This window comes from Novosphingobium arvoryzae (genome assembly GCF_014652615.1).
Classification (GTDB): domain Bacteria; phylum Pseudomonadota; class Alphaproteobacteria; order Sphingomonadales; family Sphingomonadaceae; genus Novosphingobium; species Novosphingobium arvoryzae.
This window is the reverse complement of record NZ_BMZD01000002.1, coordinates 422,127-448,857: the sequence shown is the minus strand read 5'-3', so window position 1 is coordinate 448,857 and position 26,731 is coordinate 422,127. Positions and strand designations below refer to the sequence as shown.

At 67.3% G+C, this 26,731-nt stretch carries 27 protein-coding genes and 2 tRNA genes; 12 read left to right on the top strand and 17 right to left on the bottom strand.

What is annotated here, in order from left to right:
- Positions 1-27: 27 nt before the first annotated feature.
- Both IE113_RS05480 and IE113_RS05475 read left to right on the top strand, forming a co-directional pair.
- Positions 28-537 carry a hypothetical protein gene (locus tag IE113_RS05480; RefSeq protein ID WP_189539405.1) on the top strand — a complete coding sequence of 170 codons (510 nt, stop codon included), beginning with the start codon at positions 28-30 and terminating at the stop codon, positions 535-537.
- Positions 537-881: a DUF1761 domain-containing protein gene (locus IE113_RS05475; RefSeq protein ID WP_189539404.1), complete on the top strand. Its 345-nt coding sequence runs from the start codon at positions 537-539 to the stop codon at positions 879-881. Before IE113_RS05480 ends, IE113_RS05475 begins: the two co-directional genes overlap by 1 nt.
- A gap of 6 nt (positions 882-887) precedes the next feature.
- Here IE113_RS05475 and IE113_RS05470 read toward each other — a convergent pair whose 3' ends face one another.
- The 5 genes from IE113_RS05470 to IE113_RS05450 all read right to left on the bottom strand — a co-directional run bounded on the left by IE113_RS05470 (position 888) and on the right by IE113_RS05450 (position 4,990).
- On the bottom strand, positions 888-1,922 hold the full coding sequence (locus IE113_RS05470; RefSeq protein WP_189539403.1) for a potassium channel family protein: 1,035 nt from the start codon (positions 1,920-1,922) through the stop codon (positions 888-890).
- The gene (locus tag IE113_RS05465) at positions 1,919-2,806 is read right to left on the bottom strand and encodes a M23 family metallopeptidase (RefSeq protein WP_189539402.1); all 888 of its coding nucleotides are present in this window, start codon (positions 2,804-2,806) and stop codon (positions 1,919-1,921) included. The genes IE113_RS05470 and IE113_RS05465 overlap by 4 nt, the downstream gene beginning before the upstream one ends.
- Positions 2,806-3,567 carry a 5'/3'-nucleotidase SurE gene (surE, locus tag IE113_RS05460; RefSeq protein ID WP_189539401.1) on the bottom strand — a complete coding sequence of 254 codons (762 nt, stop codon included), beginning with the start codon at positions 3,565-3,567 and terminating at the stop codon, positions 2,806-2,808. The genes IE113_RS05465 and surE overlap by 1 nt, the downstream gene beginning before the upstream one ends.
- Positions 3,568-3,582: 15 nt before the next feature.
- On the bottom strand, positions 3,583-4,860 hold the full coding sequence (gene serS, locus IE113_RS05455) for a serine--tRNA ligase (RefSeq protein ID WP_189539400.1): 1,278 nt from the start codon (positions 4,858-4,860) through the stop codon (positions 3,583-3,585).
- 55 nt (positions 4,861-4,915) lie between these two features.
- A tRNA-Val gene (locus IE113_RS05450) sits at positions 4,916-4,990 on the bottom strand.
- Between the two features lie 78 nt (positions 4,991-5,068).
- On the opposite strand from IE113_RS05450, the gene IE113_RS05445 reads away from it, so the two are divergent.
- The gene (locus tag IE113_RS05445) at positions 5,069-5,380 is read left to right on the top strand and encodes a DUF3297 family protein (RefSeq protein WP_189539399.1); all 312 of its coding nucleotides are present in this window, start codon (positions 5,069-5,071) and stop codon (positions 5,378-5,380) included.
- A gap of 40 nt (positions 5,381-5,420) precedes the next feature.
- Here the strand turns inward: IE113_RS05445 and IE113_RS05440 are convergent, their stop codons facing one another.
- Positions 5,421-6,038, bottom strand: coding sequence for a CHAP domain-containing protein (locus tag IE113_RS05440; protein ID WP_189539398.1), 618 nt, complete (start codon positions 6,036-6,038; stop codon positions 5,421-5,423).
- 124 nt (positions 6,039-6,162) lie between these two features.
- Here IE113_RS05440 and der point away from each other — a divergent pair, with 124 nt between their 5' ends.
- Positions 6,163-7,551, top strand: coding sequence for a ribosome biogenesis GTPase Der (gene der, locus IE113_RS05435; protein WP_189539397.1), 1,389 nt, complete (start codon positions 6,163-6,165; stop codon positions 7,549-7,551).
- A 6-nt stretch (positions 7,552-7,557) separates the two neighbouring features.
- On the opposite strand, the gene bfr is transcribed toward der, so the two are convergent.
- The 3 genes from bfr to IE113_RS05420 all read right to left on the bottom strand — a co-directional run bounded on the left by bfr (position 7,558) and on the right by IE113_RS05420 (position 9,475).
- Positions 7,558-8,037 carry a bacterioferritin gene (bfr, locus tag IE113_RS05430; RefSeq protein WP_189539396.1) on the bottom strand — a complete coding sequence of 160 codons (480 nt, stop codon included), beginning with the start codon at positions 8,035-8,037 and terminating at the stop codon, positions 7,558-7,560.
- 66 nt (positions 8,038-8,103) lie between these two features.
- Positions 8,104-8,298 (bottom strand): (2Fe-2S)-binding protein, encoded by a 195-nt coding sequence (locus tag IE113_RS05425; protein WP_189539395.1) that lies wholly within the window; start codon positions 8,296-8,298, stop codon positions 8,104-8,106.
- Between the two features lie 61 nt (positions 8,299-8,359).
- Positions 8,360-9,475 carry an SPOR domain-containing protein gene (locus IE113_RS05420; RefSeq protein WP_189539394.1) on the bottom strand — a complete coding sequence of 372 codons (1,116 nt, stop codon included), beginning with the start codon at positions 9,473-9,475 and terminating at the stop codon, positions 8,360-8,362.
- 258 nt (positions 9,476-9,733) lie between these two features.
- Here IE113_RS05420 and IE113_RS05415 point away from each other — a divergent pair, with 258 nt between their 5' ends.
- Genes IE113_RS05415 through IE113_RS05405 form a run of 3 tightly spaced genes read left to right on the top strand, consistent with a single transcriptional unit; the run spans position 9,734 to position 12,473 of the window.
- Positions 9,734-10,453, top strand: coding sequence for an AAA family ATPase (locus IE113_RS05415; RefSeq protein ID WP_189539393.1), 720 nt, complete (start codon positions 9,734-9,736; stop codon positions 10,451-10,453).
- Positions 10,454-10,470: 17 nt separating this feature from the next.
- Complete coding sequence (locus IE113_RS05410) at positions 10,471-10,977, top strand: hypothetical protein (RefSeq protein WP_189539392.1); 507 nt, start codon at positions 10,471-10,473, stop codon at positions 10,975-10,977.
- Between the two features lie 29 nt (positions 10,978-11,006).
- Positions 11,007-12,473 (top strand): SPOR domain-containing protein, encoded by a 1,467-nt coding sequence (locus tag IE113_RS05405; protein WP_189539391.1) that lies wholly within the window; start codon positions 11,007-11,009, stop codon positions 12,471-12,473.
- Positions 12,474-12,547: 74 nt separating this feature from the next.
- Here IE113_RS05405 and IE113_RS05400 read toward each other — a convergent pair whose 3' ends face one another.
- Both IE113_RS05400 and IE113_RS05395 read right to left on the bottom strand, forming a co-directional pair.
- Positions 12,548-13,780, bottom strand: a complete 1,233-nt coding sequence (locus tag IE113_RS05400) for a dihydroorotase (RefSeq protein WP_189539390.1) — start codon at positions 13,778-13,780, stop codon at positions 12,548-12,550.
- The gene (locus IE113_RS05395) at positions 13,777-14,769 is read right to left on the bottom strand and encodes an aspartate carbamoyltransferase catalytic subunit (protein ID WP_189539389.1); all 993 of its coding nucleotides are present in this window, start codon (positions 14,767-14,769) and stop codon (positions 13,777-13,779) included. The genes IE113_RS05400 and IE113_RS05395 overlap by 4 nt, the downstream gene beginning before the upstream one ends.
- A gap of 145 nt (positions 14,770-14,914) precedes the next feature.
- On the opposite strand from IE113_RS05395, the gene sppA reads away from it, so the two are divergent.
- The 3 genes from sppA to tig all read left to right on the top strand — a co-directional run bounded on the left by sppA (position 14,915) and on the right by tig (position 18,589).
- Entirely contained in the window at positions 14,915-16,801 is a 1,887-nt protein-coding gene (gene sppA, locus IE113_RS05390; protein ID WP_189539388.1) for a signal peptide peptidase SppA, read from the top strand.
- Positions 16,802-16,908: 107 nt separating this feature from the next.
- Positions 16,909-16,993: transfer RNA gene (locus IE113_RS05385), tRNA-Leu, on the top strand.
- A 54-nt stretch (positions 16,994-17,047) separates the two neighbouring features.
- The gene (tig, locus tag IE113_RS05380) at positions 17,048-18,589 is read left to right on the top strand and encodes a trigger factor (protein ID WP_189539387.1); all 1,542 of its coding nucleotides are present in this window, start codon (positions 17,048-17,050) and stop codon (positions 18,587-18,589) included.
- Positions 18,590-18,707: 118 nt separating this feature from the next.
- Here tig and IE113_RS05375 read toward each other — a convergent pair whose 3' ends face one another.
- From IE113_RS05375 to IE113_RS05360, 4 genes are all read right to left on the bottom strand, one after another.
- Positions 18,708-18,893 carry a YgaP family membrane protein gene (locus IE113_RS05375; protein ID WP_189539386.1) on the bottom strand — a complete coding sequence of 62 codons (186 nt, stop codon included), beginning with the start codon at positions 18,891-18,893 and terminating at the stop codon, positions 18,708-18,710.
- A gap of 107 nt (positions 18,894-19,000) precedes the next feature.
- Complete coding sequence (locus IE113_RS05370) at positions 19,001-19,588, bottom strand: Crp/Fnr family transcriptional regulator (RefSeq protein ID WP_189539385.1); 588 nt, start codon at positions 19,586-19,588, stop codon at positions 19,001-19,003.
- Positions 19,585-21,081, bottom strand: a complete 1,497-nt coding sequence (locus tag IE113_RS05365) for an amidase (RefSeq protein WP_189539384.1) — start codon at positions 21,079-21,081, stop codon at positions 19,585-19,587. Before IE113_RS05365 ends, IE113_RS05370 begins: the two co-directional genes overlap by 4 nt.
- A 26-nt stretch (positions 21,082-21,107) precedes the next feature.
- Positions 21,108-22,691: a glycosyltransferase family protein gene (locus IE113_RS05360; protein ID WP_189539383.1), complete on the bottom strand. Its 1,584-nt coding sequence runs from the start codon at positions 22,689-22,691 to the stop codon at positions 21,108-21,110.
- A gap of 125 nt (positions 22,692-22,816) precedes the next feature.
- Between IE113_RS05360 and clpP the strand changes: the two genes are divergently transcribed.
- Complete coding sequence (gene clpP / locus IE113_RS05355) at positions 22,817-23,509, top strand: ATP-dependent Clp endopeptidase proteolytic subunit ClpP (RefSeq protein ID WP_189539382.1); 693 nt, start codon at positions 22,817-22,819, stop codon at positions 23,507-23,509.
- 174 nt (positions 23,510-23,683) lie between these two features.
- Positions 23,684-24,940 carry an ATP-dependent Clp protease ATP-binding subunit ClpX gene (gene clpX, locus IE113_RS05350; protein WP_189539381.1) on the top strand — a complete coding sequence of 419 codons (1,257 nt, stop codon included), beginning with the start codon at positions 23,684-23,686 and terminating at the stop codon, positions 24,938-24,940.
- A 70-nt stretch (positions 24,941-25,010) separates the two neighbouring features.
- Here clpX and IE113_RS05345 read toward each other — a convergent pair whose 3' ends face one another.
- Positions 25,011-25,496, bottom strand: a complete 486-nt coding sequence (locus tag IE113_RS05345; RefSeq protein ID WP_189539380.1) for a nuclear transport factor 2 family protein — start codon at positions 25,494-25,496, stop codon at positions 25,011-25,013.
- A gap of 26 nt (positions 25,497-25,522) precedes the next feature.
- Positions 25,523-26,488: a cation diffusion facilitator family transporter gene (locus IE113_RS05340; protein ID WP_373297841.1), complete on the bottom strand. Its 966-nt coding sequence runs from the start codon at positions 26,486-26,488 to the stop codon at positions 25,523-25,525.
- Positions 26,489-26,731: the final 243 nt, after the last annotated feature.

The window sequence follows — 26,731 nt, the reverse complement described above, 5'->3', positions numbered from 1 at the left end:
TGCGGGGATTTCGCTACTGCTGCGCGCATGAAGATCGCGATCACCAAGGGGCGCGGCGCCGATGCCATCGCGATTGCCCGCGCCGACGGCACCCGCGCCGACACGCGCCTGCCGCACAAGGGACCGGTTCCGCACGATGCAGTCCATTGGTTCGTGGAGCGCGCCTTCGCGCTGGACCGCGGATTCTGGGGCATGGTTGCAGGCGGGTTGCACCCCGAAGCGCTGCAGGAACTGGCCAAGGCGGCCGGCCACGCCAGCGCCAAGCGGGCCGGACTGCCGGATCCGGAAATCGTGCAGTTGCTGCAGGCCGAACGGATCGTCGAGTGTTTCGAGGCGGACTTGTGGAGCGGCGGCAGCGGCGCAGCGGCTGATCTGCTGGCGATGGCGGAAACGGCCTGCGCGGGATCGCACGTCCCCATGCCCGCCATGCCGGCAGGGGCGGTGGAGGCCGTGCGCGAGGGACTCGGCGCTTTTGCCCGCGAATGGATGGCCGCTGGCGAAGGCCATGTGGCGTTGCTGGAATGGGAGCAGGCGTGATGGGACCGATGAACTGGCTGGGCGTGGTGGCGGCGGCGCTGGTCGCGGCGGGGATCGTGCTGGCGCTGCGGCGGGGGACGTCACCGGTGGCGGCGCTGGCCGGGATGCTGCTGTCCGCCGCGATGCTGGGCCACGCGCTCGCCCGGATCGGGCCGGACAAGCTGGCGGTGAAGCCGTGGCTCTATTTCATGCAGTCGGGCGGATTGGCGCTGGCCTTCGTGATCCCTGCGCTGTGGATCAGCCAGTCCCGCACCGGCACGCCACGCGCGGAGACAGTGAAGGACAGCGGGGCCTTCCTGCTGGCCTACCTGGCGATGGGCGGGGTGTTCTTTCTGCTGGGGTAGCGCCGGTCAGGCGATGGTCGGCACCACCGCCACGATCACGTCGCCAGCCTCGATCCGGCCCGCATCCGCTTCCCAGAAGCCGATTTCGCGCCCGCCGCGATTGATCCGCAGGCCGCGCACGGAGTGGGGCAACTCGTTCAGGCTCCGGCCGATTTCCTCGGGCAGGGCGGGACGCTCCACGAGCTGGACGTTCCCGGAAGCGGTTGCCAGGTCGGCCAGGTAATCCGCCACGTGGCTGCCCTGCGCCGATCCGGCCAGCAGCAGCCCGGTAAAGCGCACCGGGTTGATCACGTTGTCGGCCCCGGCCTGCCGGGCGAGAATTTCGTTGTCCTCGTTGCGCACCACCACGCTGATCGGGACGTTCGGGGCGAGGTGGCGCACCGTCAGCACGATCAGGATCGAGGTATCGTCGCGCCCGGCCGAGACCAACACGGTGCCGGCACTGTCGATCCGCACCGCCTTCAGCGCCTCGTCACGGCTGGCGTCGTCCTGGATCACGTTGCAGCCCAACGCTTCGGCCTCGGCCAGGCGTTCGGCGCTGCCGTCCATCACGACGATGGTGCCGGGATCAGTCCCGCGCTCGATCAGTTCGCCCACGGCCTGCGATCCGCTGACGCCAAAGCCCAGCACCACGACATGGCCGGTCAGCCGCTCCTGAATCCGCCGCATTCGCCAATTCTCCCAGGTGCGCTTGATGATGAAGTTGTAGGCCGTGCCGACGAAGATGAAGAGCACTGCCAGCCGGATCGGGGTGACGATCACCGCCTCGATCAGGCGGGCGCGGTCGCTGACCGGGGCAATATCGCCAAAGCCGGTGGTGGTGATGGAAATCATCGTGAAATAGACGACATCCAGAAACGTGATGTGGCCATCGTGCCCGTCTTTCAGGCCGTCACGGTCCAGCCAGTGGATCATCACCACCAGGAACACGAGGCCGAAGGCCGCCGCCAGCCGCAGGCCGACATCGGCCCAGACCGGCATCCGGATCTGCCGCCGCAGCGGGCGGAACGGCACGAAGCGGGGACGGGATCGGCGGCTCATCGCGCGGGCAGGTAGTCCACCGGATCCAGCGCCACGCGGTTGCGGCGCACTTCGAAATGAACCTGCGGAGAAGTGGCGAGGCCCGTATCCCCGGCCAGCCCGATGCGTTCACCCTGTTTGACCGCTTCGCCGTCCTTCACCGTCACCTTGTCGAGGAACGAATAGGTCGTGGTCCAGCGGCCGGTGTGGTGGATGATCACCGTCAGACCGTATTCTTTAGGCCCTTGTCCGGCAAAGATCACCTTGCCCGCGGCGGCGGCGCGCACGGCGTCGCCCTTGTCGGCGGTGAGGTCGATCCCGTCGTGCCAGCCGGATTTGCCGCGCGGGGAAAAGTCGCGCCGGACCTTGCCCGAGTGGGGCCAGACGAAGCGCGGAGCCTTGGTATCGGGCGGCAGCTTGGCGGCGGGCGCGGCGCTGGCGGTGGGTTCGGGCGAAGGGGCGGCGCTGGCGGTCGGGGCGGGGGCCGGCACGGTGGCGGCCGCGACCTTGGCAATCGTCGGGATCGCCAGCTTCTGCCCGGCCTTGACCGCGGCCTTGGGGTCAAGCCCGTTGGCGGCGGCAATCGCGGACCACGGCACGCCATAGTCCAGCGCGATGGCAAAGCCGGTTTCGCCGTCCTTGACCGTGTGGGTGCGGCGGCGCGGGATCACCAGCTTTTGCCCGACGCGCACCAGATAGGGCGCCTTCAGGCCGTTCGCCTCGATAATCAGGATGCGCGGCACTTCGACCCGGTTGGCGATGCCGCCCAGCGTTTCGCCCGGCTTCACAACATATTCGGTGGCGGTCCTGGGATCGTCCGCCCGCTTCTCTGCCGCAGACTGCGCGAGAACCGGCGCGCCCAGCCACAGCGCGACGACCCCGGCGAGGAGCGCCGCGCGGCGCATCAGGCGAACCGCTCTGCCATCGCGGCCAGCGATGCGTCGTGCGTCAGGTCCAGTTGCAGCGGGGTTACAGACACATAGCCATCCTGGATCGCTTCAAGATCGGTGGCGTGACCGGGGGTGTGCTCAATCCCGTGCAGGCCGAACCAGAAGTAACGGTATCCCCTTGGATCGGTTCCTTCAACCACCGATCCGCGCGCATAGTCATGAAATCCCTGCCGAACCACGCGAATGCCCTTGACCTCGTCGGCCGCCAGCGGGGGGAAGTTGACATTGACCAGCGTGCGCGGGGCAAAGGGCACGCCCAGCAGCGGCTCGATCACTTTCGCGCCCCAGGCGTCGGCGGCGGCGAACGGCACGGTGTCGCCCATGCCTTCCTTCTCGTAGACCTGGCTCAGCGCGATCGAGCGGATGCCTGCCAGCGCGCCTTCGATCGCGGCGGAAACGGTGCCGGAATAGGTTACGTCATCGCCCAGGTTCGCACCGCGGTTGACGCCCGACAGGATCAGGTCGGGCGCGCCGGGCATGACCTCGCGCAGCGCCATCATCACCGAGTCCGTGGGGGTGCCGGAGACGGAAAAGCGCCGGGCATCGTGCTGGCGCAGCCGCACCGGGCGCGACAGGGTGAGCGAATGGCCAGCGCCGGACTGTTCCTCGGCCGGGGCGCAGATCCAGATGTCATCCGAAAAGCGCGCCGCGATCCGCTCCAGCACTTCCAGTCCGGGAGCGAAAATGCCGTCGTCATTGGTCAGGAGAATGCGCATCAGGCGGCTTTCATGTCAGAGGGGCACCAGCGTGTCGATCCCGCCCATGTAAGGGCGCAGCGCGGCGGGCACGCTGACCGATCCGTCGGCGTTCTGATAGTTCTCCAGCACCGCCACCAGCGTGCGGCCCACGGCGAGGCCCGAGCCGTTGAGCGTGTGGACGAATTCCGTCCCCTTCGCGCCTTCGGGGCGATAGCGCGCATTCATGCGCCGGGCCTGGAAATCGCCGCAGTTGGAACAGGACGAAATCTCGCGGTAGGCGCCTTGCCCCGGCAGCCAGACTTCAAGGTCATAGGTCTTGCGCGCGGTGAAGCCCATGTCGCCAGCGCAGAGGATCATCTTGCGATAGGGCAGATCCAGCGCCTGCAGGATCGATTCGGCCGCCGCCGTCATCCGCTCGTGCTCGGCCTCGGAATCCTCCGGCTTGCAGATGGTGACGAGTTCCACCTTCTCGAACTGGTGCTGGCGGATATAGCCGCGCGTATCCTTGCCCGCCGCGCCCGCTTCGCTGCGGAAGCACGGGGTCAGCGCGGTCATCCGCAGCGGCAGCTCCGCCTCGGCCAGGATCTGTTCGCGCACGGAATTGGTCAGGCTGACTTCGGCGGTGGGGATCAGCCAGCGATCATCCGTGGTGCGGAAATTGTCCTCGGCGAACTTGGGCAGCTGGCCGGTGCCGAACAGCGCTTCGCTCTTGACCAGCAGCGGCGTCGCGCATTCGGCATGACCGTTCACGTTGGTCTGGTGATCCAGCATGAACTGCCCCAGCGCGCGTTGCAGGCGCGCCATCTGGCCGCGCAGGAAGGTGAAGCGCGCGCCGGAAATCTTGGCGCCCGTTTCAAAGTCCAGCCCCAGCGTCGGGCCGATGTCGGCGTGTTCCTGCGGGGTGAAATCAAAGGTGCGCGGCGTGCCCCAGCGGCTGACCTCGACGTTGGCGCCCTCGTCCTCGCCATCCGGCACGGCGGCGTCGGGCAGGTTGGGGTGGCGGGCCAGCTCTTCGTTCAGCTGGGCCAGCAACTCGCGGTCTTCTGCTTCCAGCGCGGGCAGGGTGTCCTTCAGCGCCGCGACTTCGGCTTTCAGCCGTTCCGCCTCATCTTTGTCGCCGCGCCCCATCGCCGCGCCGATGGCCTTGGAGGCGTCGTTGCGGCGGCTCTGCGCTTCCTGCATCTGCGTGGCCACCGCGCGGCGGCGGGTGTCGAGCGCAAGGATCGCAGCGGATACCGGCTCTACCCCGCGGCGGGCGAGGGCGGCGTCGAAAGCGGCGGGATTGTCCCGGATCTGGCGAATATCATGCATGGCGCGGCCTATGCCCGCTTGGGCACCAGCTTTCAACCATGTCGGGGGAAGGAAGTGGTGGGCGCGACAGGGATTGAACCTGTGACCCCACCCGTGTGAAGGGTGTGCTCTACCGCTGAGCTACGCGCCCACTTCCGTTCGCGAAGCGCGCCCTTAGACAGGCTCGCGCGAATTGACAAGCGCCGATCAACATCTAGAGGCGCTTTTCATGACCGAAGAAACCACTCCCCCTGAAGCATCGGCCGCATCGACCGGCCCCGATCTCCCGCCCGACCGCCTGGCGATCAACCCGCGCAGCGAATATTTCGATGCCGACAAGCTGCAGCGCGGCGTTGGCATCCGCTTCAAGGGCGTGGTCCGCACCAATGTCGAGGAATACTGCATTTCCGAGGGCTGGGTGCGGGTGCAGGCGGGCAAGACGATGGACCGCAAGGGCCAGCCGCTGACCATCAAGCTGAACGGCCCGGTCGAAGCCTGGTACGAAGACCTGGGCGAGGGCGCCCCGGTCGCCAAGGCCTGATGGACTGATGTCTCGCCCGCCGGGCCTGCCCGGCGGGACGTCAGAACCCCAGTTTCTGGCGGATGATGTCTGCAATCGGATCGCTGCCGCGGGGCGCGGCGGCAATCGTTATGTTGCGCACCGGCAGGCGTTCAGACTTCTTCGCCTTGCCGGGATAGATGAATCCTTCGACCGGCCAGTGCGTGCCGCCCAGCTGGCCCAGCGGCGCATACCACACGCGCACGGCCGACCAGTCGTTCTCGGGCGAGACGTCCACCACCTTCACGTCATCCTCGATCTGCCCGCGCCGCCCGTTGATCGGGCTCCAGTTGGCGTGGCGGACCAGCAAGGTGCGCGAATCGACGATTTTGCTGACAGCGGCGACATGGCCCAGCCGCGAATTGCCATGCGGGCGAAACGCCATGACCGCGCCCACTTTCGGCTTGTATCCGCGCGCATAGCGGCCATCGGCCTGGTCCCACCAGGTATGCGCATCGCCGAAGATCATGATCCCCGACACCTGCCGCGCATAAGGCACGCATTGCAGGTAGGGCGGTAGCTCGCTGCTGCCCCCACCCGATACGACCCGGCTGTCGTCGAACCCCACCGATACGGCGGCGACCGGCGCTGAAAGCGCGGCAATCGCCAGTCCGGTCGCAATCAGAAATCTTTCCCTCATGCCAACGGTAATGGCAGGGCAAGGTTAGGGGCAACCTGCGGGGTTTGGTAAATAAACCTGCAACCTTTTGCCGCCGATGCTGCAAAACCTTGCAAATTGTTGCCGGTGCGGTCAGGTGCGGCGCATGGCATTGCCGCAAGTCATCATCATTGGTCGCCCGAATGTGGGCAAATCCACGCTGTTCAACCGCCTCGTGGGCAAGCGGCTCGCCCTGGTGGACGATCAGCCGGGGGTTACCCGCGATCGCCGCTTTGGCGAGGCGCATCTGCTGGGCCTCGATTTCACCATCGTCGACACCGCCGGGTGGGAGGACGAGGACGAAGCCAGCCTGCCGGGCCGGATGCGCCAACAGACCGAAGCCGCGCTGCAGGGGGCGGACGTAGCGCTGTTCGTGATCGACGCGCGCGCCGGACTGACCCCGCTGGACGAGGAAATTGCCCGTTACCTGCACCAGTCCACCGTGCCTGTGGTGCTGGTGGCCAACAAGGCCGAAGGCAAGGCGGGCGATCACGGGTTGTTCGAATCCTATGCGCTGGGCTTTGGCGATCCGGTGCCGCTGTCGGCTGAACACGGGCAGGGCATGGCCGATCTGTTCGAGGCGCTGCTGCCGCATCTCGACGACAAGCAGCCCGAATTCGAGCCGTTTGAAACGGACGAGGACGGCGAAGAGCATGACCTGTCGGCGCCGCTCAAGCTGGCCATCGTCGGGCGGCCGAACGCCGGCAAGTCCACCCTGATCAATGCCATGCTGCGCGAGGACCGGCTGCTGACCGGGCCGGAAGCGGGCATCACGCGCGATTCGATCGCGGTCGACTGGACCTGGACCGATCCCGCATCGGGCGAGCAACGCCCCGTGCGGCTGATCGACACGGCCGGGATGCGCAAGAAGGCGCAAGTGACCGACAAGCTGGAAAAGCTGGCCGTGGCCGATGCGCGCCACGCGATCGACTTTGCCGAAGTGGTCGTGCTGCTGCTGGATGCCACGCGCGGGCTGGAACACCAGGACCTCAAGATCGCCTCGATGGTGCTCGAAGAAGGCCGGGCGTTGATCATCGCGATCAACAAGTGGGACGTCGCGGAAAACGCCTCGGGCCTCTACAACGGGGTGCGCGCCGCGCTGGACGAAGGGTTGGCGCAAGTGCGCGGGCTGCCGCTGCTGGCCGTATCGGCCCGCACCGGCAAGGGGCTGGACGATCTGATCAAGGCGGCGTTTGATTTGCGCGCCGCCTGGTCGAAGCGTGTGCCGACTTCGGCGCTGAACCGCTGGTTTGACGATGCGCTGGCCAAGAACCCGCCGCCCGCGCCTGGCGGCAAGCGGATCAAGCTGCGCTACATCACCCAGGCCAAGACCCGCCCGCCCGGCTTCGTGCTGTTCGGTACCCGGCTGGATGAATTGCCGACCAGCTACCAGCGCTATCTGGTCAACGGCATCCGCCGCGAACTGGGGTTCGATGCCGTGCCAGTGCGCCTGACGCTGCGGACCGCGAAGAACCCCTACGCCACCAAGAAGTAGGCCGGATCAGTCCTCCGGCGGGGCGCTGTTCAGCTGGATGTAGTTCTGCAGGCCCATCCGTTCGATCATCTCGAACTGGGTTTCCAGCATGTCGACGTGCTCTTCCTCGCTGGCGAGGATCGCGCCGAACAGGTCGCGGCTGACAAAGTCGCGCACCGCCTCGCAATGGGCGATCGCCTCTTTCAGCAGGGGCAGGGCATCGTGCTCCAGCGCCAGGTCGGCCTTCAGGATCTCCTCGACCGTCTCGCCGATCCGCAGGCGGCCCATCGACTGGAAATTGGGCAACCCGCCCAGGAACAGGATGCGCGCCGCCAGCTGGTCGGCATGCTTCATCTCGTCGATCGATTCGTGGCGCTCATGCGCGGCCAGCTTGGTCACGCCCCAGTTGTCGAGCATGCGGTAGTGCAGCCAGTACTGGTTGACGGCGGTCAGCTCGTTCTGCAGCGCCTTGTTGAGGAATTCGATGACCTGCGGGTCGCCCTTCATGGAAAGCTCCTGTGATCGGCTATGACCCGAATATGGGCCTGCCCACCGGGAAGAGCAAGGGCGGGATCAGGCCGGCGCGAGTTGCCCGCACGCGGCGCGTTCGCGTTCCTCGATCAGGATTTCCGCCGCTTCGTCGAGGCATTGGCCGCACTGCGGGGTCTTGCCCAGGCAGGCATAGACCGCATCGGCATCGCCCGGATGCTGGCGCGCGGCGTGGCGCAGTTCGGTGTCACGAATGGCATTGCAGACGCAGATGAACATCGCGGCTCTCCCGTGGAGTCGCGTCTGTATAATGCGAATTGATCGCAATAGCAATCGGGCGTCAGTTCCGGGCCGGAATGCAGGTGAACCCGCCCGCGACCAGCTTTGTGCAGGCCGCACGGGCCTCCGCTTCGCTGGCGAACCCACCGGCCTGCAGCTTGGTCACGGGGCCGGCTGCCACGTTGATGCGGGGGTGACCGGCCAGCTCGGGCCGCTGGCGCAGGCGCGCCCACAGGGCATCGGCATTGGCCGCTTGTCCGAACGCGCCCAGCTGGATGCGCCACGGTCCGCCCGTGGCGGTGGCGGGGCGGGGCGGTGCCGGCCGGAGCGGTGCGGATTGGGGCGCTGGCGGGGCGCTGGCCACGGCGGGGGCGGTGGCCGCCGGGCGGGGGGCAGTGGGCCGGGGCGCGGCGGCGGGTGGCGGAGTGGCCGGGCGGGCATAATCCGCGCCCGCCGTGGCCGGGCTGTCCGTTCCCGCGACGCGCGCGGCATCGGCCACGGCATCGCTGGCCGCCACGGCGCTGGGGGCAGGCGGCGGCGCATAGGCGGCGCCGGGCAGGGAATTGCCAAGGTCGGCAGAAGCCAGCTGACGCGCGCGGGTGGCATCGGCCTGGCTTTGCAGCTCGGCAGACATGAGCACGGCCTGCTGGCGCTGGGCGAGCGGCACGTGCTGATCCATCTGCACCAGCGCGGTGCTGGCCTGTTCCAGCCCGGACTGCTGGGCCAGGCTGACCAGCGCATAGGCGCGGACCCAGTCCTTGGGCACGATATCGCCATTGAAGTGACCGATGCCGAGCAGGTATTGCGAACGCGGATCGCCGCGATCGGCGGCCGCGCGGATGAACGGCAGCGCCTGCTTGCGCGCGCCCCGCTGGAACATCAGCAGGCCATAGTTGTCCGATGCCTGCATGTGCCCGGCGGCGGCGGCCTTGCCGAACAGCTCTTCTGCCCGGGTCAGGTCCTGCTGCACCCCGCGCCCCAGTTTATAGGCCTGGCCCAGGTTGAACTGCGCGTCGGCATCGCCGCGCGCGGCATCGCCCTGCCATTCCTTCACGGCCGCGGCATAGTCACCGCGCGTCCAGGCATCGACGCCGGCCTTGGTATCGGCCAGCGCGGCCGGCGAAAGAATCGCCCCGCCAGCGGCCAGCAGCACACCCCATGCAACACTGCGGTTCATACCGGAATTCCCGTATCTGGCGCCCGTCGCGGGCCCTGGCGCTTAACCTCTGTGGCGGCGCGGCACGGTCCAGATGCCACGTTCCGCCTCGCTTCAAGGTTAACTGGCATAGCAAAGAACGGGTTAACAGAGGTTTTATCGTTGTGCCTGAACGTCTTCCCGCTGCGGCGGTGGCGCCATTAACTCTAAATTAGGAACGATCTGCGATCCCTCTCGGCAAGTCGAATTGGAATTGCCGCAGTCTAGGGGGATTTGGTTTTGCGCGTACTCGCATTGGCATCGCAAAAGGGCGGATCGGGCAAGACGACCTTGTCCGGACACCTCGCCGTGCAGGCCCAGCGCGCTGGCGCCGGGCCGGTCGTCCTGATCGACATCGACCCGCAGGGTTCGCTGGCTGACTGGTGGAACGAGCGCGAGGCGGAATACCCCGCCTTTGCCCAGACCACCGTGGCCCGGCTGGCGGCAGATCTGGCGGTGTTGCGCCAGCAGGGCTTCAAGCTGGCCGTCATCGATACACCGCCCGCGATCACCATGGCGATCCAGAGCGTGATTTCGGTCGCCGAACTGATCGTCGTGCCGACCCGGCCCAGCCCGCATGACTTGCGCGCTGTGGGGGCCACGGTCGATCTGTGCGAACGCGCGGGCAAGCCGCTGATCTTTGTGGTCAACGCCGCCACGCCCAAGGCCAAGATCACGTCCGAAGCCGCCGTCGCGCTGTCGCAGCACGGCACGGTCGCCCCGATCACGTTGCATCATCGCACCGATTTTGCCGCCTCGATGATCGATGGCCGCACGGTGATGGAAGTCGATCCCAACGGCCGCAGCGCCGCCGAAGTTACGGCGCTGTGGAGCTATATTTCGGACCGGCTTGAAAAGAATTTCCGCCGCACCGTGTTCGCCGCGCCGACCAGCGTGACGATGGTTCCGGGTTCGCACCGTCCCGCAGGTGGTTTCGGCCGCCGCGTGGCCGGCTCTTGATCGGGGTGCCGGGGGGCATGACCGAACCGAAAGCCTTCGCCTCGCTGAGCCCCAGCCTGCTCGCCCGCAAGGGTGCAGCGCGCCCGGCGATGCGTCCGCAACTTGGCCCGCTGACCCAGGATGCCGTTGCCCGGCAGCTGGACGATCTGGGCTGGAACGACATGGGCCATGACGAACCGCCCGCCGCCATCGCGCAGCCCGTGGCCGCTCCGGTCGACGCCGAAATCGTCGCGATCGTGCCTGATGCGCCGATCCCCGCGCCGGTGGTGCCCGAAGTGGTCCGCCAGCAGCGTGAAGTGACGCGCCGCGTGGCCAAGCCGCGCCGGTCCGCGCTGGCCGATGGCCGCCGCGCCGCTTTCACGCTGCGGGTCGATGCCGAACGCCATCTGAAGCTGCGGCTGGCCTGCGCGGTCCGCAATCGCAGTGCGCAGCAACTGGTGACCGACGCGCTCGACCGCCTGCTTGACGAATTGCCCGATATTTCCGCGCTGGCCGCTCAACTGGCCAAGCAACAGCGCCGCTAACGCATACTGGACGAAAGGGGACACTTCCCATGACTGCCAATCGCATCCGCCGCACCGCCCTGCCGCTGGGCATCGTTGGTGCCGTTGCCGCAATCGCCATTGCCAGCGGATCGTTTTCCGGCGCGGTGGTGGCCAAGCCCAGCCCGGACAAATCGCTGGCCGCCGCGCAAGTGGCGCTGGGCAAGGGGCAGATCGACAAGGCGATCTCGCTGGCCGAAACCGCCGTTGCGGGCAACCCGCGCGAGCCGTCGTACCGGGCGCTGCTGGGTCAGGCTTACTTGCGCGCCGGGCGCTTCGAATCGGCGGTGACCACGCTGGATGACGCGATGAAGCTGGGCGACAACAGCGGCAAGACCGCGCTGGCGCTGTCGCTGGCCAACATCGCAGCGGGCAATGCCCGCGCTGCGGTGGCGATCCTGGATGACTGGCGTGATGCCATTCCGGCCAGCGATCTGGGTCTGGCCCTGGCGCTGGCAGGCGAATCGACGCGCGGCGTGGCCGTGCTGGCCGATGCGCTGCGCGGCGGTGAAAACACCGTGAAGCTGCGCCAGAACCTGGCCTATGCCTATGCTCTGGATGGCCGCTGGCGCGAAGCGCGCACGATGGTGGCGCAGGATGTCCCGGCCAATCTGGTCGACGGCCGTATTTCGGACTGGGCGATGAAGGCCAAGCCGGAAGATCACAAGCTGCGTATCGCGGCACTGCTCAGCGCGCCGCTGCGCGCCGATCCGGGCCAGCCGGCCGCACTGGCGCTGGTCAACAGCGCTACCGCAGAACAACTTGCCGCCGAACGCAGCGCCGCGCCGCTGGTTGCTGCTGCCGCGCCTGCTCCTGTTCCGGCCTATGCCGCTGCGCCGGTCGAACTGCCCGCAGTGGCGGACGTGTCGCCCGCTGCAGCGACCGAGCTGGCCAGCTATGCGCCGGTCGATGCCGCTCCCGAGTCGGTGGCCGATGCCCCGGTTTATGCCGCTCCCGCCCCGGCGGTGGTCCAGCAGGCGGGGGTAACGTTTGTGTCGACCCCGGTCGTTCAGGCTCTGCCGGCGCGCTACAAGGCCAAGCCCGCACCGCGCACGATGGCTGCGGCCAAGACTGCGCCCAGGGCAGTTCCGGCCTATCGCATGGCCGCTGCCACCGGCGGCGCGCACGCGGTTCAGCTGGGCAGCTTCAAAAGCCCGCAGGGCGCGCGCCGTGCCTGGGGCTATTACGCTGCGAAGAACCCGGAACTGAAGAACTTCCGCATGGTGATTACGCCCGCCAAGGTGAAGGGCCGCGATTACTGGCGCGTTGCCGCTGCCGGTCTGGACTCCAGCGGCGCGCAGGGAATGTGCTCGGCGGTCAAGTCGCGCGGCGGGGTGTGCTTTGCCTATTCGACCCGCCCGGCGGCTGTCGGCAAGGCGCCTGCGCCGATGCTGGCCCGCGCCAAGCCTGCGCCCAAGAAGGTCGCACCGGCTCCGGCCAAGAATCCCAGCGGCCCGGCGATGGCCCGCCGCCACTGATCGGATCGCTCTGGACTACCAAAGCCCCCGTCGCATCGCGGCGGGGGTTTTGCGTTGTGCTAACCGACCGGGCGCTAACCGACCGGATTGCCGCCCTTGTACAGCGCGGTCACACGGCCTTGCACGCCCTGCTTGTCGAACGGGGTGTTGCCTGCGGCTGCCGCCATCTTGTCCGAATCGACCACCCACGGGCGGTCCGCATCGATCAGGGCAATATCGGCTTCGGCCCCCGCCACCAGTTGCCCGGCGTTGACGCCCAGCAGCCGCGCCGGGTTGGCGGCGATCAGCGCAAAGGCGCGGGCGGTGTCGATCACGCCGTCGCGTACCAGCCCCAGCGTCAGTGGCAACAGCGTTTCCGCGCCTGCCATGCCGGGTTCGGCATCGGCGAAGGGCAGGCGCTTGTCTTCGGGACCGCGCGGATCGTGGCCCGATGCGATTACGTCAATCGTGCCATCGGCCAGCGCGGCGCGCACGGCCTGCCGGTCGGCCTCGCTGCGCAGCGGGGGGGACAGGCGGGTGAAGGTGCGGAAATCGCCGATGGCGACGTCTGACAGCATGAAGTGCGCCGGGGTTACGCCTGCCGTCACTGGTAAACCGCGCGCTTTGGCCGCACGGATCAGCGCGAGGCCCCGCGCGGTGGTGACTTGCCGGAAATGGAGCCGCGCGCCGGTCATGCCCGCCAACGTCAGGTCGCGGGCAATCGCCAGCGCCTCGGCCTCGGCCGGGGCAGAGGGCAGGCCCAGCCGTGTCGCCATTTCGCCAGCGGTGGCCACGGCATGGCCGGTCAGCCCGCCGTCCTCGGCATGAGCGATCACGGTCAGCCCCAGCATCGCGCAATAGGACAGCAGCCGGTGCATCGTGCCCGAATCCGCGATCCAGCGCCGCCCGGTTGCTACGGCCCTGGCCCCGGCGTCGCGCATCAAGGCCAGTTCGGCCAGTTCCCGCCCTTCCAGTCCGCGCGTCGCGGCGGCCAGCGGGTGGACCCACAGGTCGGGCTTGCCCGATTGCGCGGCGTAACGGACGCTCGATGGCCGGTCGAGCGGCGGGTTCTGGTCCGGCATCAGCGCCGCGCGGGTGATCCCGCCAAAGTGGAACGCGGGTTTGTCGATGGCGAACACGCCCAGATCGACCAGCCCCGGCGCGATCAGCGCGCCCTTGGCGTTGATGACGGTGTCGCCGGGTTCGGGCGTGACATCGCCCAGCGCGACGATTCGCCCGTCCGCGCAGCGCAGGCCGCCGGGGACAGGTTCGCCGCTGGCCGAGACGATCCGGCCGTTGGTGAACGTGATGGGGTTCGGCGTGCTCATGCCCAGCCCTCCAGCCCGCGCGCCTTGCGGGTCAGCACGTCCAGGCAGGCCATGCGGATGGCGACCCCCATTTCGACCTGCCGGGTGATGTGCGAACGGCCCGCCAGATCGGCCACCGTGCTGTCGATCTCGATCCCCCGGTTCATCGGGCCGGGATGCATGACCATCGCATCGGGCTTGGCCTTGGCCAGCCGATCGAGCGAGAGGCCGTAGAGGTGGCGGTATTCGCGGGGGGAGGGGATGAACTGACCTTCCATCCGTTCCTGCTGCAGGCGCAGCATCATCACCACGTCAGTGCCTGCCAGCGCGGCATCGAAATCGTGATAGGGGGTCACTTTCAGCGCCTCGATATCGGCGGGCATCAGCGCGGGCGGGGCGCAGACGCGCACATCGGCGCCCAGCGTGGTCAGGCAGTGGATGTTGGACCGCGCGACCCGGCTGTGCAGGATATCGCCGCAGATCACGATCTTCAGCCCGGCGATCTCGCCCTTTTCGGTGCGGATCGTCAGCGCGTCCAGCAAACCTTGCGTGGGGTGTTCGTGCTGGCCGTCGCCCGCGTTCAGCACCGGGCAGTCTACCTTGTCCGCGATCAGCCGCACCGCGCCCGATGACTGGTGCCGGATCACGATCGCGTCGGCGTGCATCGCGTTCAGCGTCATCGCCGTGTCGATCAGCGTTTCGCCCTTCTTCACACTGGACTGCGCGGCGTGCATGTTGACCACGTCGGCGCCCAGCCGCTTGCCGGCGATCTCGAACGACAGCAGCGTGCGGGTGGAGTTTTCGAAGAAGGCGTTGATGATCGTCAGCCCCTTCAGCCGGTCCATGCGCTTGTGCGACTGGCGGTTGAGCTCGACCCACTGCTGCGCTTCGTCGAGCAGGTAGAGGATCTCCCACGGGGCGAGTCCTGCCAGCCCCGTCAGGTCACGGTGCGGGAAGGCGGCGGAACCGGCTGGATAGCGGTCCGAACGGCTGGTATCTGGCGATGTCATTGAAGACGGTGCCTTAGACTCACCCGCGGTCCGGCTCAAGCGCCGATATCCCTTTGCCGGTGGACAATTGCGCTTGGTCGATGCCGGACTCGCCATCGCGCGCAGCGCTGCTATGGCAAGCGAAACGCAAACCCAAGGAACCCGGATGGTTTTCGCCCGCAAGGTCTGGCACCTGCTTGTCGCGATCAAGGACGCGTTGGTCCTGTTGCTGATGCTGCTGTTCTTTTTCGCGCTGTATGGCGCGTTGACCGCACGGCCCAGTGCCGGGCGGGTGCAGGAAGGGGCCTTGCTGCTTGATCTGGACGGCGTGGTGGTGGAAGAGCCCAGCGTGCAGGACCCGTTCGAAACGCTGCTGTCCAGCGAAGCGCCGATCAAGGAATACCGTGCGCGCGATCTGGTCCGGGCGATCCGGCTGGCCGCCACGGATGACCGGATCAAGGCGGTGGTGCTGGACCTGTCGGGCTTTTCCGGCGGCGGGCTGATCCACATGCAGGAACTGGGCGAGGCGCTGGACAGCGTCCGCGCGGCGAAAAAGCCGGTGCTGGCCTGGGCGGTGGGCTATACCGATGATGGCGTGATGCTGGCCGCGCACGCCAGCGAGGTTTGGGTCGATCCGCTGGGCGGCGCGTTCGTGATGGGGCCGGGGGGCAACAACCTCTACTTCGGCCCGCTGCTCGAAAAGCTGAAGATCAACACGCACGTCTACCGGGTCGGCACGTTCAAGGACGCGGTCGAGCCGTACCTGCTGGGCAGCGCCTCCGAACCGTCGAAAGAGGCGCGCCGCGCGATCTATGCCGCGATCTGGGACGCCTGGCAGGCCGACGTGAAGAAGGCCCGGCCCAAGGCGGATATCGCGCGGGTTACGGCTGATCCGGTCGGCTGGATGAAGGCATCGGGCGGCGATGCGGCCAAGGCGGCGCTCGCCGCCGGGCTGGTCGACAAGCTGGGCGATGCCGTGGCCTTTGGCGAGCGCGTGCGCGAAATCGCGGGCAAGGACCCGCTGGACGAGTTGCCCGGCACTTATGCCCACACCCGCCCCGCGGCGCTGCTGGCGGCGCACCCGGTGGAGGACAAGGGCAAGGCCGTGGCTGTGGTTACCGTGGCGGGCGAGATCGTCGATGGCGATGCCGGCCCCGGCACGGCGGGCGGCGAACGGATTGCGGCGCTGATCGACGAAGCGGCGGCGGACGATCCGGCCGGGCTGGTGCTGCGGGTCGATTCGCCGGGCGGATCGGTTCTCGCGTCCGAACAGATCCGCACCGCGGTCGAACGCTTCAAGGCCAAGGGCAAGCCGGTGGCAGTGTCGATGGCCAATGTTGCGGCCAGCGGCGGCTACTGGGTGTCGACCCCGGCGCAGCGCGTGTTTGCCGAACCGGGCACGATCACGGGCTCCATCGGCATCTTCGCGATCCTGCCGACGTTCGAGCGGGCGCTGGCCGAATATGGCGTGAAGGGTGATGGCGTGCGCACCACGCCGCTGTCGGGGCAGCCGGACCTGCTGTCGGGCCTGACGCCAGAAGTGGACCAGATGCTCCAGGCCAATATCGAGAGCAACTATACCCGCTTCCTCACCCTGGTCGGCAAGGCACGCGGCAAGAGCGTGGAACAGGTCGACGCGCTGGCGCAGGGCCGGGTATGGGATGGCGGCACGGCGCGCCAGAACGGGCTGGTCGATGCCTTTGGCGGGTTGGACGATGCGACCGCATGGGTGGCCGCGCAGGCCAAGCTGACCGAATGGCACACCAGGCATTACGGGACCGAGGGCAACCCCTATGCCTCCCTGCTTGAACGGCTGGGCGGCGGCGAGGACGAGGCCGATGCGCGCAGCGTGGCGCGCGATTTCGCCGGGCTGGCGGCAGAGCGCCAGCAGGTGCAGTTCGCCCAGGCGGCGGGGCAGCTGACCCGTCTGCTGGGAGCGCGGGGCGCGCAGGCCTATTGCCTGGAATGCCCGGTGCCGCTGGCCCACGGCGGGACAGTCGCGCGGCTCTCCTGGTGGCAGCGGGCGGCTCTTGTGGCCGGGCTGTCGCGATAGGCGCCTTGCGCGCTTGCCCTTTGGTCACCTTGCCACTAAGGGGCGGCGCTTGATTCCGGATTTTCCTGCCGTATGCGTGCGGCCGGTGTTTTGGGCTCTCGTCGGCTGCGGGCGTGGCGGAACTGGTAGACGCGCTGGTTTTAGGTACCAGTATCGTAAGATGTGGGGGTTCGAGTCCCTTCGCCCGCACCAGTTCACCCGGCCAATCCCGGCGGGACGGATGTGATTGAGAAGGCTTCTATTGTCATGCAGATTGTCGAGACCACTAACGAGGGTTTGAAGCGCGCCTACACGGTAACGATCACGGCGACGTCCATCGCTGCCCGGATCGAAGGCGAAGTGACCAAGATCGCGCCGCAGGTTCGCATGCCCGGCTTCCGCCCCGGCAAGGTTCCGGCGAACCTGGTCAAGAAGATGCACGGCCCGGCGATCCACCAGGAAGCGCTGAACACCTCGATCCGCGAAGCAATGGACAAGCTGGTCGCCGATCACAAGCTGCGCCCGGCTACCCAGCCGCAGGTCGCGCTGGGTGAAGGCTATGAGGAAGGCAAGGACGCCGAGCTGACCGTCAGCCTGGAAGTGCTGCCGACGATCGAAGCCCCCTCGCTCGAAGGCCTGAAGCTGGAAAAGCTGACCGTCGCCGTTGCCGACGCCGAAGTGGACGAGCAGCTGGAGCGCCTCGCTTCGGGCATGAAGAACTTCGTCGACGCCAAGAAGGGCAAGAAGGCCGAGAACGGCGATCAGGTCGTGATCGACTTCGTCGGCAAGCTGGACGGCGTGGAATTCGAAGGCGGTTCGGCGCAGGATACCGCGCTGGAACTGGGCGCTGGCCGCTTCATCCCCGGCTTCGAAGAGCAGCTGGTCGGCGTGAAGGCCGGTGAGGAAAAGGTCATCACCGTGACCTTCCCGGCCGACTATCCGGCTGAGAACCTGAAGGGCAAGGACGCCACCTTCGACATCACCGTCAAGGCGGTGAAGGTTGCCGGCGAAGCCAAGCTGGACGACGATTTCGCCAAGAACCTCGGCCTGGAAAGCATGGAGCAGCTCAAGGGCCTGCTGCGCGGCCAGCTGGAGCAGGAAACTGCCGGCCTGACCCGCACCCAGATGAAGCGCCAGCTGCTCGACGTGCTGGCCGCCGGTCATGACTTTGACGTGCCGCCGAGCATGGTCGAAGCCGAATTCGGCCAGATCTGGCAGCAGCTGCTGCAGGAAGCGCAGAACGAGGAAGACACCGAAACCGCGCTGAAGGAAATCGAAGCCGAGAAGGACGATTACCGCGCGATCGCCGTGCGCCGCGTCCGCTTGGGCCTGCTGCTGTCGGAAATCGGCCAGGCCAACGGCGTGGAAGTGACCGCGCAGGAAATGCAGATGCTGCTGGCGCAGGCCGCGCAGCAGTATCGCCCGGAAGACCGTCAGCGCTTCGTCGAATACATCCAACAGGACCCGCTTGCCGCCGCCCAGCTGCGCGCGCCGCTGTATGAGGACAAGGTCGTCGACTTCCTGTTCGACAAGGCCGAAGTGACCGAGCGTGAAGTGACCCGCGAGGAACTGCAGGCCGCGATCGAGGCTGAGGAAGGCGCTGCTGCCGCTCCGGCCAAGCCCGCCAAGAAGGCTCCGGCCAAGAAGAAGGCCGACAAGGCCGAAGCCGCTGGTGCCGAGGAAGCCGCCGAAGAAGCCAAGCCCGCCAAGAAGGCCGCGCCGAAGAAGGCTGCTGCCAAGGCGGAAGGCGAAGCGGAAGCCGCCCCGGCCAAGAAGGCTCCGGCCAAGAAGGCCGCTGCCAAGAAGTAAGCTTCGGGCCCTCCGGCCCACTGCAACAAGGAACGGCCTGGCGCGGGTTAACCTGCGCCAGGCCGTTCTGCTTTACCGGTGCGACCCAGGCAAACCCTCCGGGTTCAGCGGACCCCGATCAGCGCACCTTGCAGGTGTTGATGCCGAAGATGGAATAGGCCGGGCACACGCCGACCAGCCCGGTCAGCAGCGGGACCACCCCGAGCCAGCCCCATGCGGTGACGCCGGACAGCGCCATGCCGATCAGGAAAATACCCAGGAAAATCCGCACTGCGCGGTCGAGTGAACCTTCGTTGCGAGCCATCAAACCTACCCCTCTTGAATTGCGACAGGCATGGTGTGGCACGCGCGGGTAGGGCGCGTCGGTGACATAGTCACACAGGGCGAAAAATTTCTGCGGGCGGAAAAATTCTATTCGGCCAAATGGGCCAGCGCTTGCAGGTCGGCGCGGTTGCGCAGGGTGATGTGGCCGCGGGTGATCTCGATCAGCCCATCGCGCTGGAACGCGCCAAGCTGGCGGCTGACGACCGCGCGGGCCGAACCGATTTCCGTCGCCAGCGCTTCATGCGTGGCATCGATCACTGGGCCGTCCCCGGCCAGCCGTAGCAGCGCGCGGGCAAGGCGTTCGGCCACGCTGGACAGCGCGACGTCTTCCACCAGCCGTTCCAGATCGGCAAAGCGGGCGGCGACGGCGGAAAACAGCTGCTCGCGGAACGGGGCGTCCTCCGCCACGCGGCGGCGGAATTCGCCAACCGGGATCACTTCCAGTTCCAGATCGGTTTCGGCCACTCCTTCGGCCGAATAGCGGCTGCCGTTGACCAGGCAGCCGAAGGTCTGGAGGCAAATTCCACCCGGACGGACGCGGTAGAGCACGATTTCGCGGCCATTTTCGGCGGTGAGCGAGACTTTGACCGAACCGCGATGCACCACGACGAACCCGGTGCATTCAGCGTCCGGGCGGAACAGGACCGTGCCGGCGGGAACCTGCATCGCGCTCATTCGCCCCACCGCTTGAGCGTTGCGACCGGAATCGCGGCGGTGCGGGCGCGTTCATAGGCGGCTCCGGCGTGGAGCACGGCCTTGTCCTGCCACTGCGCGCCCATGATCGACAGGCCTACGGGCATGCCTTCGACGGCCCCCATCGGCACCGAGAGGTGCGGATAGCCGGCCACCGCGGCGAGCGAGCCCGCGCCGACACCCGGCAAGGCGCTGGCGCGGGTGACATAGTCGATCGGCCAGGCCGGGCCTTCTGTGGGCGCGACCAGCAGCGTCACGTTGTGGGCGGCCAGCAGCTTGTCGATCCCGTCCCGGCCCGCCAGCCGCAGCGAATTTTCGCGCGCCTTTTCATAAGCGGCGCGGTCGGTCAGCTTGTCCGCGCGCTCGAACGTTTCTTGCCCGAACCAGCGCAGTTCGGTTGCGGCGTTGGCCGTGTTGAACGCGATCACATCGGCCAGGCTGCGCACGGGCGGGTTGCCGGGCAGACCGGCGAGGTAGGCGGTGAGATCGTGCTTGAGCTCGTAGTAAAGCACCAGTCCTTCGTCGCGGAACAGGGCGTTGTCCCAATCGAACGGCACTTCGACCAGCACGACCCCGGCGGCTTTCATGTCCGCCAGCGCAGCATCGAACACTGCCAGCACCCGCGCGTCGGTTCCGGCCTGCTTGCGCAGCACCCCGATCCGCACACCGGCGAGGCTGGCGGTGTCGATCCCGGCGGTGAAGTCTTCCGCATGAAGATCGGCGCGGGCCGTGGCGGGGTCCAGCGGGTCCGATCCCGCCATCGCGGTGGTCAGCAAGGCGGCGTCCCTGACCGTTGCGGTCATCGGTCCGGGCGTGTCCTGGCTGTGGCTGATCGGCACGATGTGGGTGCGGCTGATCAGGCCGACGGTGGGCTTGAACCCGACGATGCCGTTGACGCTGGCGGGGCAGGTGATCGATCCATCGGTTTCGGTGCCGATTGCCGCCCAGGCCATGCCTGCTGCAATCGCAGCGCCGCTGCCGCTGGACGAGCCGCAGGGGTTGCGGTCAATTGCGTGGGGATTGCGGGTCTGCCCGCCAACCGCGTTCCACCCGGATTGCGAATTGGGGGAGCGGATATTGGCCCATTCGGACAAGTTGGTCTTGCCCAGGATGACCACGCCCCGCTCCCGCAGCCGGGCGACCAGCGGGGCGTCGCGGCCGGTCACGTTGTCCTTCAGCGCCAGCGATCCGGCGGTTGTTGGCATGGGATCGGCAGTTTCGATGTTGTCCTTGATCAGCACGGCCTTGCCCGCCAGCGGTCCGGCCATCCCTTGCGCGATTTGCGCTTGCTTCAGCGCATCGGGATTGATCGCGATGACGGCGCCGATCCTTGGCCCGGCATCGTCCACCGCCTCGATCCGCTGGAGATAGGCGGAAACCTGCCCGGTCGGCGTGGACAGGTCCGCCTGCGGCACGACCGGCAACGAAGCGCAGCCTGCCAGCGCGGCGATCAACGGCAAGACATGGTAACGCATCAAGACCCCCTGTTTGGGGCCGCAGGCTAGTTTGCCGTCAGCGCGCTGTCGAGCGGGCGATTGGACGCCACCCAGCCGTGGTCGATCCGGTATTGCCAAACCCCGTCCAGGGCAAAGCCCTGCGGGCTGAGGTGCGCGGTGATCCGGGCGGGATCAAAGCTGCGCAGGGTGTCATGCTCTGCCCAGAACAGCGTCGGGCAGTCGGCGGCTATCCGGCGCGAGGCCAGCGGTTCCAGCGTGAAGCCGCCGCGCTGCGCCATCAAGGCATAGGCAGCAAAGAACGCGGGGCGGTTGTCGGCCGGGGGAAAGGACATGGTCCAGCTGTTCCAGTGGTCCGGGTCGATGTGGACGGCAGTGGCTGGGCAGGCCCGCTGCACCTGAGCAATCAGCGCGGCGGTGCCGGACCAGCTCTGCCGCGCGGCGGCGCGGTGTGCGGATTCGGTCACGCTAACAGCGGCATTCACTGCGGCCAGCACCAGCAGCAGCACCGCGATGCGCGGCGGCAACCTGTCGGCCAGCGCGGCAAGGGCAAGCGCCAGCAGCATCGCCAGCGCGGGGACCAGGCCGATGAGATAGCGTTCGATCACGATGGGACGCAGCGTGTGCAGGCCCAGCAGGATCGCCGCGGCCAGCACGGTGCCGGCGATCAGCAGCAGTGCAGCCTCGGCCCGTCGTTCCAGCCGCCGCTGGCGCACCGCGCGGACCAGCATGGCCAATGCACCGGCCGCTCCGGCCAGCGTGACGGTCCAGTTCGCCACCAGCGTGCGCCGCGCGGCATATTCGAATGACCAGCGCGCCGCATCGAGCCCCGCCGGAATCCAGAACTGCGCGGTCTGCCGGTTCCAGCGCGGCACTTGCACGGCGCTGGTGGCCAGCAGGGCCGACCCGGCGGCCAGCGCGGGCAGGGCCAGCGTCCGTGCCAGCGGCCGGTTGCCGCGCAGCCAGGCCGCCAGCAGGAACGGCAGCACCAGCGCGCCTGCGATCAGGCTGGTGACGATATGGGTGTTGAACGCGACCCCCAGCGCCAGCCACAGCGCGATCCGCTGCCCCCGGCGCGGCAGGCCCTGCTCCAGCCAGCCGGCCACCAATGCCAGCACCAGCACGGCGCAGGCGGCGTAGGAGAGGAAATAGGACCGCAGCTCGCTTCCCGCGCGCAAGGCGCCCTCGTGCCCTGCCAGCACCAGCAGGAACACCGCCCCTGTCAGCCACAGCCGGGGCTGTCCGTGCAGCAGCGCCCAGCCAGCGGCCAATGCCGCCGCCGTTACGCCCAGGCTGGCGAGGCGGTGTACCTCGATCGTCCCGCCCAGCTGGCGCAGCGGCCAGGTCAGCGCGTAGTAGAGCGGGGGGTGGTTGTCGGCCAGCCAGCTGCCGCGCAGGCTTTCCCAGAACCCCCGATCCGGGCGGGTGACGTGCCAGGTGTAGAATTCATCATACCACGGCCCGCGCACCAGGCAGGCCCAGGCCAGCGCCGCCATGAACCCGGCCGCCACCAGCCACGCCAGCGCCGCGCTGGCCAGCGGCACCGCGCGGGAATCGAGTGGTGCACCGCTGCGCAGTGCGGACCAGTCAAAAGGGCGATGGGCGGGCATGACGGCGGGGAATACCACCAATCCTGCAACAATTCCTTGCACGCCGTGGCGGAAAACGCGCCACCAGCGGGGCGGGCAGTGGGTTAATGCCCTTGAACATCGGCGCAACAGGGCCGACATAGGCAGGCCAATCAACGAGGAAACCCATGATCGATCTGTTCGGTTTGTCCAGCGCCCAAGGCAAGTTCACCCGCGATCCCGTCACCGGCGCGCTCATCCCGATGGTGGTGGAACAGTCCAGCCGCGGCGAACGCAGCTTCGACATCTATTCGCGCCTGCTGCGCGAACGGATCATCTTCGTCACCGGCGAGGTCGAGGATCACATGGCCTCGGTCATCGTCGCGCAGCTGCTGTTCCTGGAATCGGAGAACCCGAGCAAGGACATCTCGATGTACATCAACTCGCCGGGCGGCGTCGTCACGGCGGGCCTCGCGATCCATGACACGATGCAGTACATCCGCCCGCGCGTGTCGACCGTGTGCATCGGCCAGGCCTGCTCGATGGGCAGCTTCCTGCTTGCTGCAGGCGAACCGGGCATGCGCATCGCGCTGCCGCAGGCGCGGATCATGATCCACCAGCCGTCGGGCGGCGCGCGCGGCATGGCCAGCGACATCGAGATCCAGGCCCGCGAAATCCTGCGCCTGCGCAAGCGCCTGAACGAGCTGTACGCCAAGTATACCGGCAAGCCGCTGGAAGAGATCGAAGCCGCGGTGGACCGCGACAACTGGCTCGACGCGAAGGAAGCGATGGAATTCGGCCTGGTCGACAAGGTGTTCGAAGCTCGCCCTGACAGCGATGCCGTGGGCGTCCAGTCTGGCACGGGCGGCGCGCCGGAATAAGGGTTTCCGCGCCTGATGCGGCGGGGTAAGGGCCCGGGCCGGGTAAGGATTCGTCCACCCTGCCGCTTCAGGTGACGGCAATATGACACGCGCTATGGCGCAGGATTGATAATTGAACGGGCCGGGTTACACTCCCGGCGAGTCCCTTGCGGGCGAGGGACATTAGGAAAGCGCATGACGAAATTGACCGGATCCGACGCCAAGAGCACGCTGTATTGCAGCTTCTGCGGCAAGTCGCAGCACGAAGTGCGCAAGCTGATTGCCGGGCCGACCGTGTTCATCTGCGATGAATGCGTTGAACTGTGCAACGACATCATCCGCGAAGAGACCAAGGCGGGCATCGCCGGCAAGAAGGACGGCGGCGTCCCCAGCCCGAAGGACATCTTCGAGACGCTGAACGATTACGTGATCGGGCAGGACCGCGCGAAGCGCGTGCTCTCGGTCGCCGTGCACAACCACTACAAGCGCCTCCGCCACAGCGGCAAGGGTGGCGACGTGGAACTGTCGAAGTCGAACATCCTGCTCGTCGGGCCGACCGGCTGCGGCAAGACGCTGCTCGCGCAGACGCTGGCCAAGACCTTCGACGTGCCTTTCACCATGGCCGACGCCACCACGCTGACCGAAGCCGGTTACGTGGGCGAGGACGTGGAAAACATCATCCTCAAGCTGCTGCAGGCCAGCGACTACAACGTCGAGAAGGCCCAGCACGGCATCGTCTACATCGACGAAATCGACAAGATCAGCCGCAAGGCCGAAAATCCCAGCATCACCCGTGACGTTTCGGGTGAAGGCGTGCAGCAGGCGCTGCTCAAGCTGATGGAAGGGACCACGGCCAGCGTGCCACCGCAGGGCGGGCGCAAGCATCCGCAGCAGGAATTCCTGCAGGTGGACACGACCAACATCCTGTTCATCTGCGGCGGCGCGTTCGCGGGGCTGGAAAAGATCATTGCCGACCGCCTGCAAAAGCGTTCGATCGGGTTCGGCGCGCACGTGGCCGATCCGGAAAAGCGCAAGGTTGGCGAACTGCTGCAGAAGGCGGAGCCGGAAGACCTGCTGAAGTTCGGCCTTATCCCCGAATTTGTCGGCCGCCTGCCGGTGATCGCCACGCTGGAAGACCTCGACATCGAGGCGTTGGTGCAGATCCTGCGCGAGCCGAAGAACGCGCTGGTCAAGCAGTATGCCAAGCTGTTCGAGCTGGAAGACGTGACGCTGACCTTCACCGACGACGCGCTGGAAGCGATCGCCAAGAAGGCCATCGAACGCAAGACGGGCGCGCGCGGCCTGCGCTCGATCGTCGAAGGGCTGCTGCTCGACACGATGTTCGACATCCCGACCGAACAGGACATCGCCGAAGTGGTGGTCGACAAGGACGTGGTCGAAGGCCGCAAGGAGCCGGTGCGCGTGCTCAAGGCCAAGGAAGAGGCGGCCTGACGCCGCCCCTGCCCCTACCACTGCCACTGCCATGATTACAGGCTGACCCCGCGTCCGAGTGGCGCGGGGTTCAGTTTTTCTGGCTGAACATCACTTCGCCGTCGCGCTTCACGACCATTTCGGTCTGCTTGCTGCGCCACAGCAGCCAGGTCTCGCCCTGCCGCACCCAGGTGTCGGTCGAGGTTACTTCCAGTTCCATCGCCGCATTGCTGCCGGGGCGGGTCATGCCGGCGTTCAGTTTCTGCTCGACGGTGGCCAGCGGGCCGTTGATGCTGGCCGAAAGCACTTCGGAACTGACCTTGGTCGATGCGCCACCGGGCATCCGGCCCGCGCGTTCCAGCATGGCGTCGGCGCTCTGCACCTCGCCGCGAATGTCGGTCAGCTCGTATCCGGGCGCGAGGATCGCCCTGGCCGCTGCCAGATCGCCGGCCTGCAGTGCGCCGCGCAGTTCAACATAGCGGGCTTGGAACTGCGGCTTGAGGTCATCCTGGGCCAGAACGGGGGCGGCAATTGCGGAAATGGCCAGTCCAGCGGCCAGCCATGAACTTGAACGCATCACGAAATCCTTGTGTGAACCAGCCGCTAATGTGGTGGATGGTGGATCAATGCGCAATCGTCTGCATTGCATTCGATCTGCACCGTCGCGTGATCGATCCGGTGTTCATGGGCCAGCGCCTCCGCCAGTTCGCGCAGGAACGCATCGCCGGGATGGCCGCCGGGCATTACCAGGTGGGCGGTCAGCGCCGTCTCGGTCGTGCTCATCGGCCAGATGTGCAGATCGTGGATCGCGCTGACTCCGGGGCGCGATTGCAGGAACGCGCGGACTGCGGCGTCGTCGATGTGGCGCGGCACGGCCAGCAGCCCCATCCGGATCGCGTCGCGCAGCAGGTCCCAGCTGCTCCAGCCCAGCCCGATGGTGATGATCAGGCTGGCGACCGGATCGATCCACGTCAGCCCGGTCAGCAGGATCGCCAGCCCCGCCAGCACCACGCTGGCCGATACCACCGCATCCGCCAGCAGGTGCAGGAACGCCGCGCGCAAGTTGAGATCGCCCTTGCTGCCGCGCATAAACAGCAGCGCCGATCCCAGGTTGATCGCAATACCCACCGCTGCGACGATCATCATCATCCCGCCTTGCACGGGCTGGGGATCGAACAGGCGGCGCACGGTTTCGACCAGCACCGCCCCCAGCGCAAACCACAGCAGCGCCGCGTTGGCGATGGCCGCCAGGATCGAGGTGTTCTTGAACCCGTAGGTATAGCGATCGGACGCCGGCCGCGCCGCCAGCGCGCTCGCCCCCCAGGCCAGCAGCAGCGACAGCACATCACCCAGGTTGTGCCCCGCGTCGGCCAGCAGCGCGGTCGATCCGCTGAGATAGCCCGCGACCACTTCGGCCACCACGAAGGCGGCGTTCAGCGTTACCGCAATCGCGAAGGCCGCGCCGTGGCTACCGGGGGCAGGGTGGTGCCCATGCCCATGCCCATGCCCATGCGCGTGACCGTGCGCATGAGCATGTCCGTGCCCGTGATGATGGTGGTTTGCGCCCAAAATCCGCCCTTTCGCGGCCAGCGTTGCACAAATGCCGCAGTGCAGCAAGAATCGTCGCCAGTGTAACTACCGACCGGCGGTGAAAAAGTGCGAGTTTCGCCTCGATTGAGAACGATCATTTCGCTTGGCGGGCCATGCTTGAAATGTCGTTTCGTGAGCGGTGCGGCAGGGCCGGTCGAGCGGCCGCGGCGGTCACAAACCTGTAACAATAGGGGTGTCTAGCCGCCCCGCTGCGCTTGTATG

Excerpts from the sequence above, each read along its gene's own strand:
- IE113_RS05345 (WP_189539380.1), bottom strand. The coding sequence starts at position 25,496 with ATGCGTTCAAGTTCATGGCTGGCCGCTGGACTGGCCATTTCCGCAATT.
- der (WP_189539397.1), top strand. The coding sequence starts at position 6,163 with ATGGCATTGCCGCAAGTCATCATCATTGGTCGCCCGAATGTGGGCAAA.
- IE113_RS05445 (WP_189539399.1), top strand. The coding sequence starts at position 5,069 with ATGACCGAAGAAACCACTCCCCCTGAAGCATCGGCCGCATCGACCGGC.
- surE (WP_189539401.1), bottom strand. The coding sequence starts at position 3,567 with ATGCGCATTCTCCTGACCAATGACGACGGCATTTTCGCTCCCGGACTG.
- serS (WP_189539400.1), bottom strand. The coding sequence starts at position 4,860 with ATGCATGATATTCGCCAGATCCGGGACAATCCCGCCGCTTTCGACGCC.
- IE113_RS05400 (WP_189539390.1), bottom strand. The coding sequence starts at position 13,780 with ATGAGCACGCCGAACCCCATCACGTTCACCAACGGCCGGATCGTCTCG.
- IE113_RS05425 (WP_189539395.1), bottom strand. The coding sequence starts at position 8,298 with ATGTTCATCTGCGTCTGCAATGCCATTCGTGACACCGAACTGCGCCAC.
- IE113_RS05480 (WP_189539405.1), top strand. The coding sequence starts at position 28 with ATGAAGATCGCGATCACCAAGGGGCGCGGCGCCGATGCCATCGCGATT.
- clpP (WP_189539382.1), top strand. The coding sequence starts at position 22,817 with ATGATCGATCTGTTCGGTTTGTCCAGCGCCCAAGGCAAGTTCACCCGC.
- IE113_RS05475 (WP_189539404.1), top strand. The coding sequence starts at position 537 with ATGGGACCGATGAACTGGCTGGGCGTGGTGGCGGCGGCGCTGGTCGCG.
- IE113_RS05465 (WP_189539402.1), bottom strand. The coding sequence starts at position 2,806 with ATGCGCCGCGCGGCGCTCCTCGCCGGGGTCGTCGCGCTGTGGCTGGGC.
- tig (WP_189539387.1), top strand. The coding sequence starts at position 17,048 with ATGCAGATTGTCGAGACCACTAACGAGGGTTTGAAGCGCGCCTACACG.
- IE113_RS05365 (WP_189539384.1), bottom strand. The coding sequence starts at position 21,081 with ATGCGTTACCATGTCTTGCCGTTGATCGCCGCGCTGGCAGGCTGCGCT.
- IE113_RS05375 (WP_189539386.1), bottom strand. The coding sequence starts at position 18,893 with ATGGCTCGCAACGAAGGTTCACTCGACCGCGCAGTGCGGATTTTCCTG.
- IE113_RS05405 (WP_189539391.1), top strand. The coding sequence starts at position 11,007 with ATGACTGCCAATCGCATCCGCCGCACCGCCCTGCCGCTGGGCATCGTT.
- sppA (WP_189539388.1), top strand. The coding sequence starts at position 14,915 with ATGGTTTTCGCCCGCAAGGTCTGGCACCTGCTTGTCGCGATCAAGGAC.
- IE113_RS05470 (WP_189539403.1), bottom strand. The coding sequence starts at position 1,922 with ATGAGCCGCCGATCCCGTCCCCGCTTCGTGCCGTTCCGCCCGCTGCGG.
- IE113_RS05440 (WP_189539398.1), bottom strand. The coding sequence starts at position 6,038 with ATGAGGGAAAGATTTCTGATTGCGACCGGACTGGCGATTGCCGCGCTT.
- clpX (WP_189539381.1), top strand. The coding sequence starts at position 23,684 with ATGACGAAATTGACCGGATCCGACGCCAAGAGCACGCTGTATTGCAGC.
- IE113_RS05420 (WP_189539394.1), bottom strand. The coding sequence starts at position 9,475 with ATGAACCGCAGTGTTGCATGGGGTGTGCTGCTGGCCGCTGGCGGGGCG.
- IE113_RS05370 (WP_189539385.1), bottom strand. The coding sequence starts at position 19,588 with ATGAGCGCGATGCAGGTTCCCGCCGGCACGGTCCTGTTCCGCCCGGAC.
- IE113_RS05395 (WP_189539389.1), bottom strand. The coding sequence starts at position 14,769 with ATGACATCGCCAGATACCAGCCGTTCGGACCGCTATCCAGCCGGTTCC.
- bfr (WP_189539396.1), bottom strand. The coding sequence starts at position 8,037 with ATGAAGGGCGACCCGCAGGTCATCGAATTCCTCAACAAGGCGCTGCAG.
- IE113_RS05410 (WP_189539392.1), top strand. The coding sequence starts at position 10,471 with ATGACCGAACCGAAAGCCTTCGCCTCGCTGAGCCCCAGCCTGCTCGCC.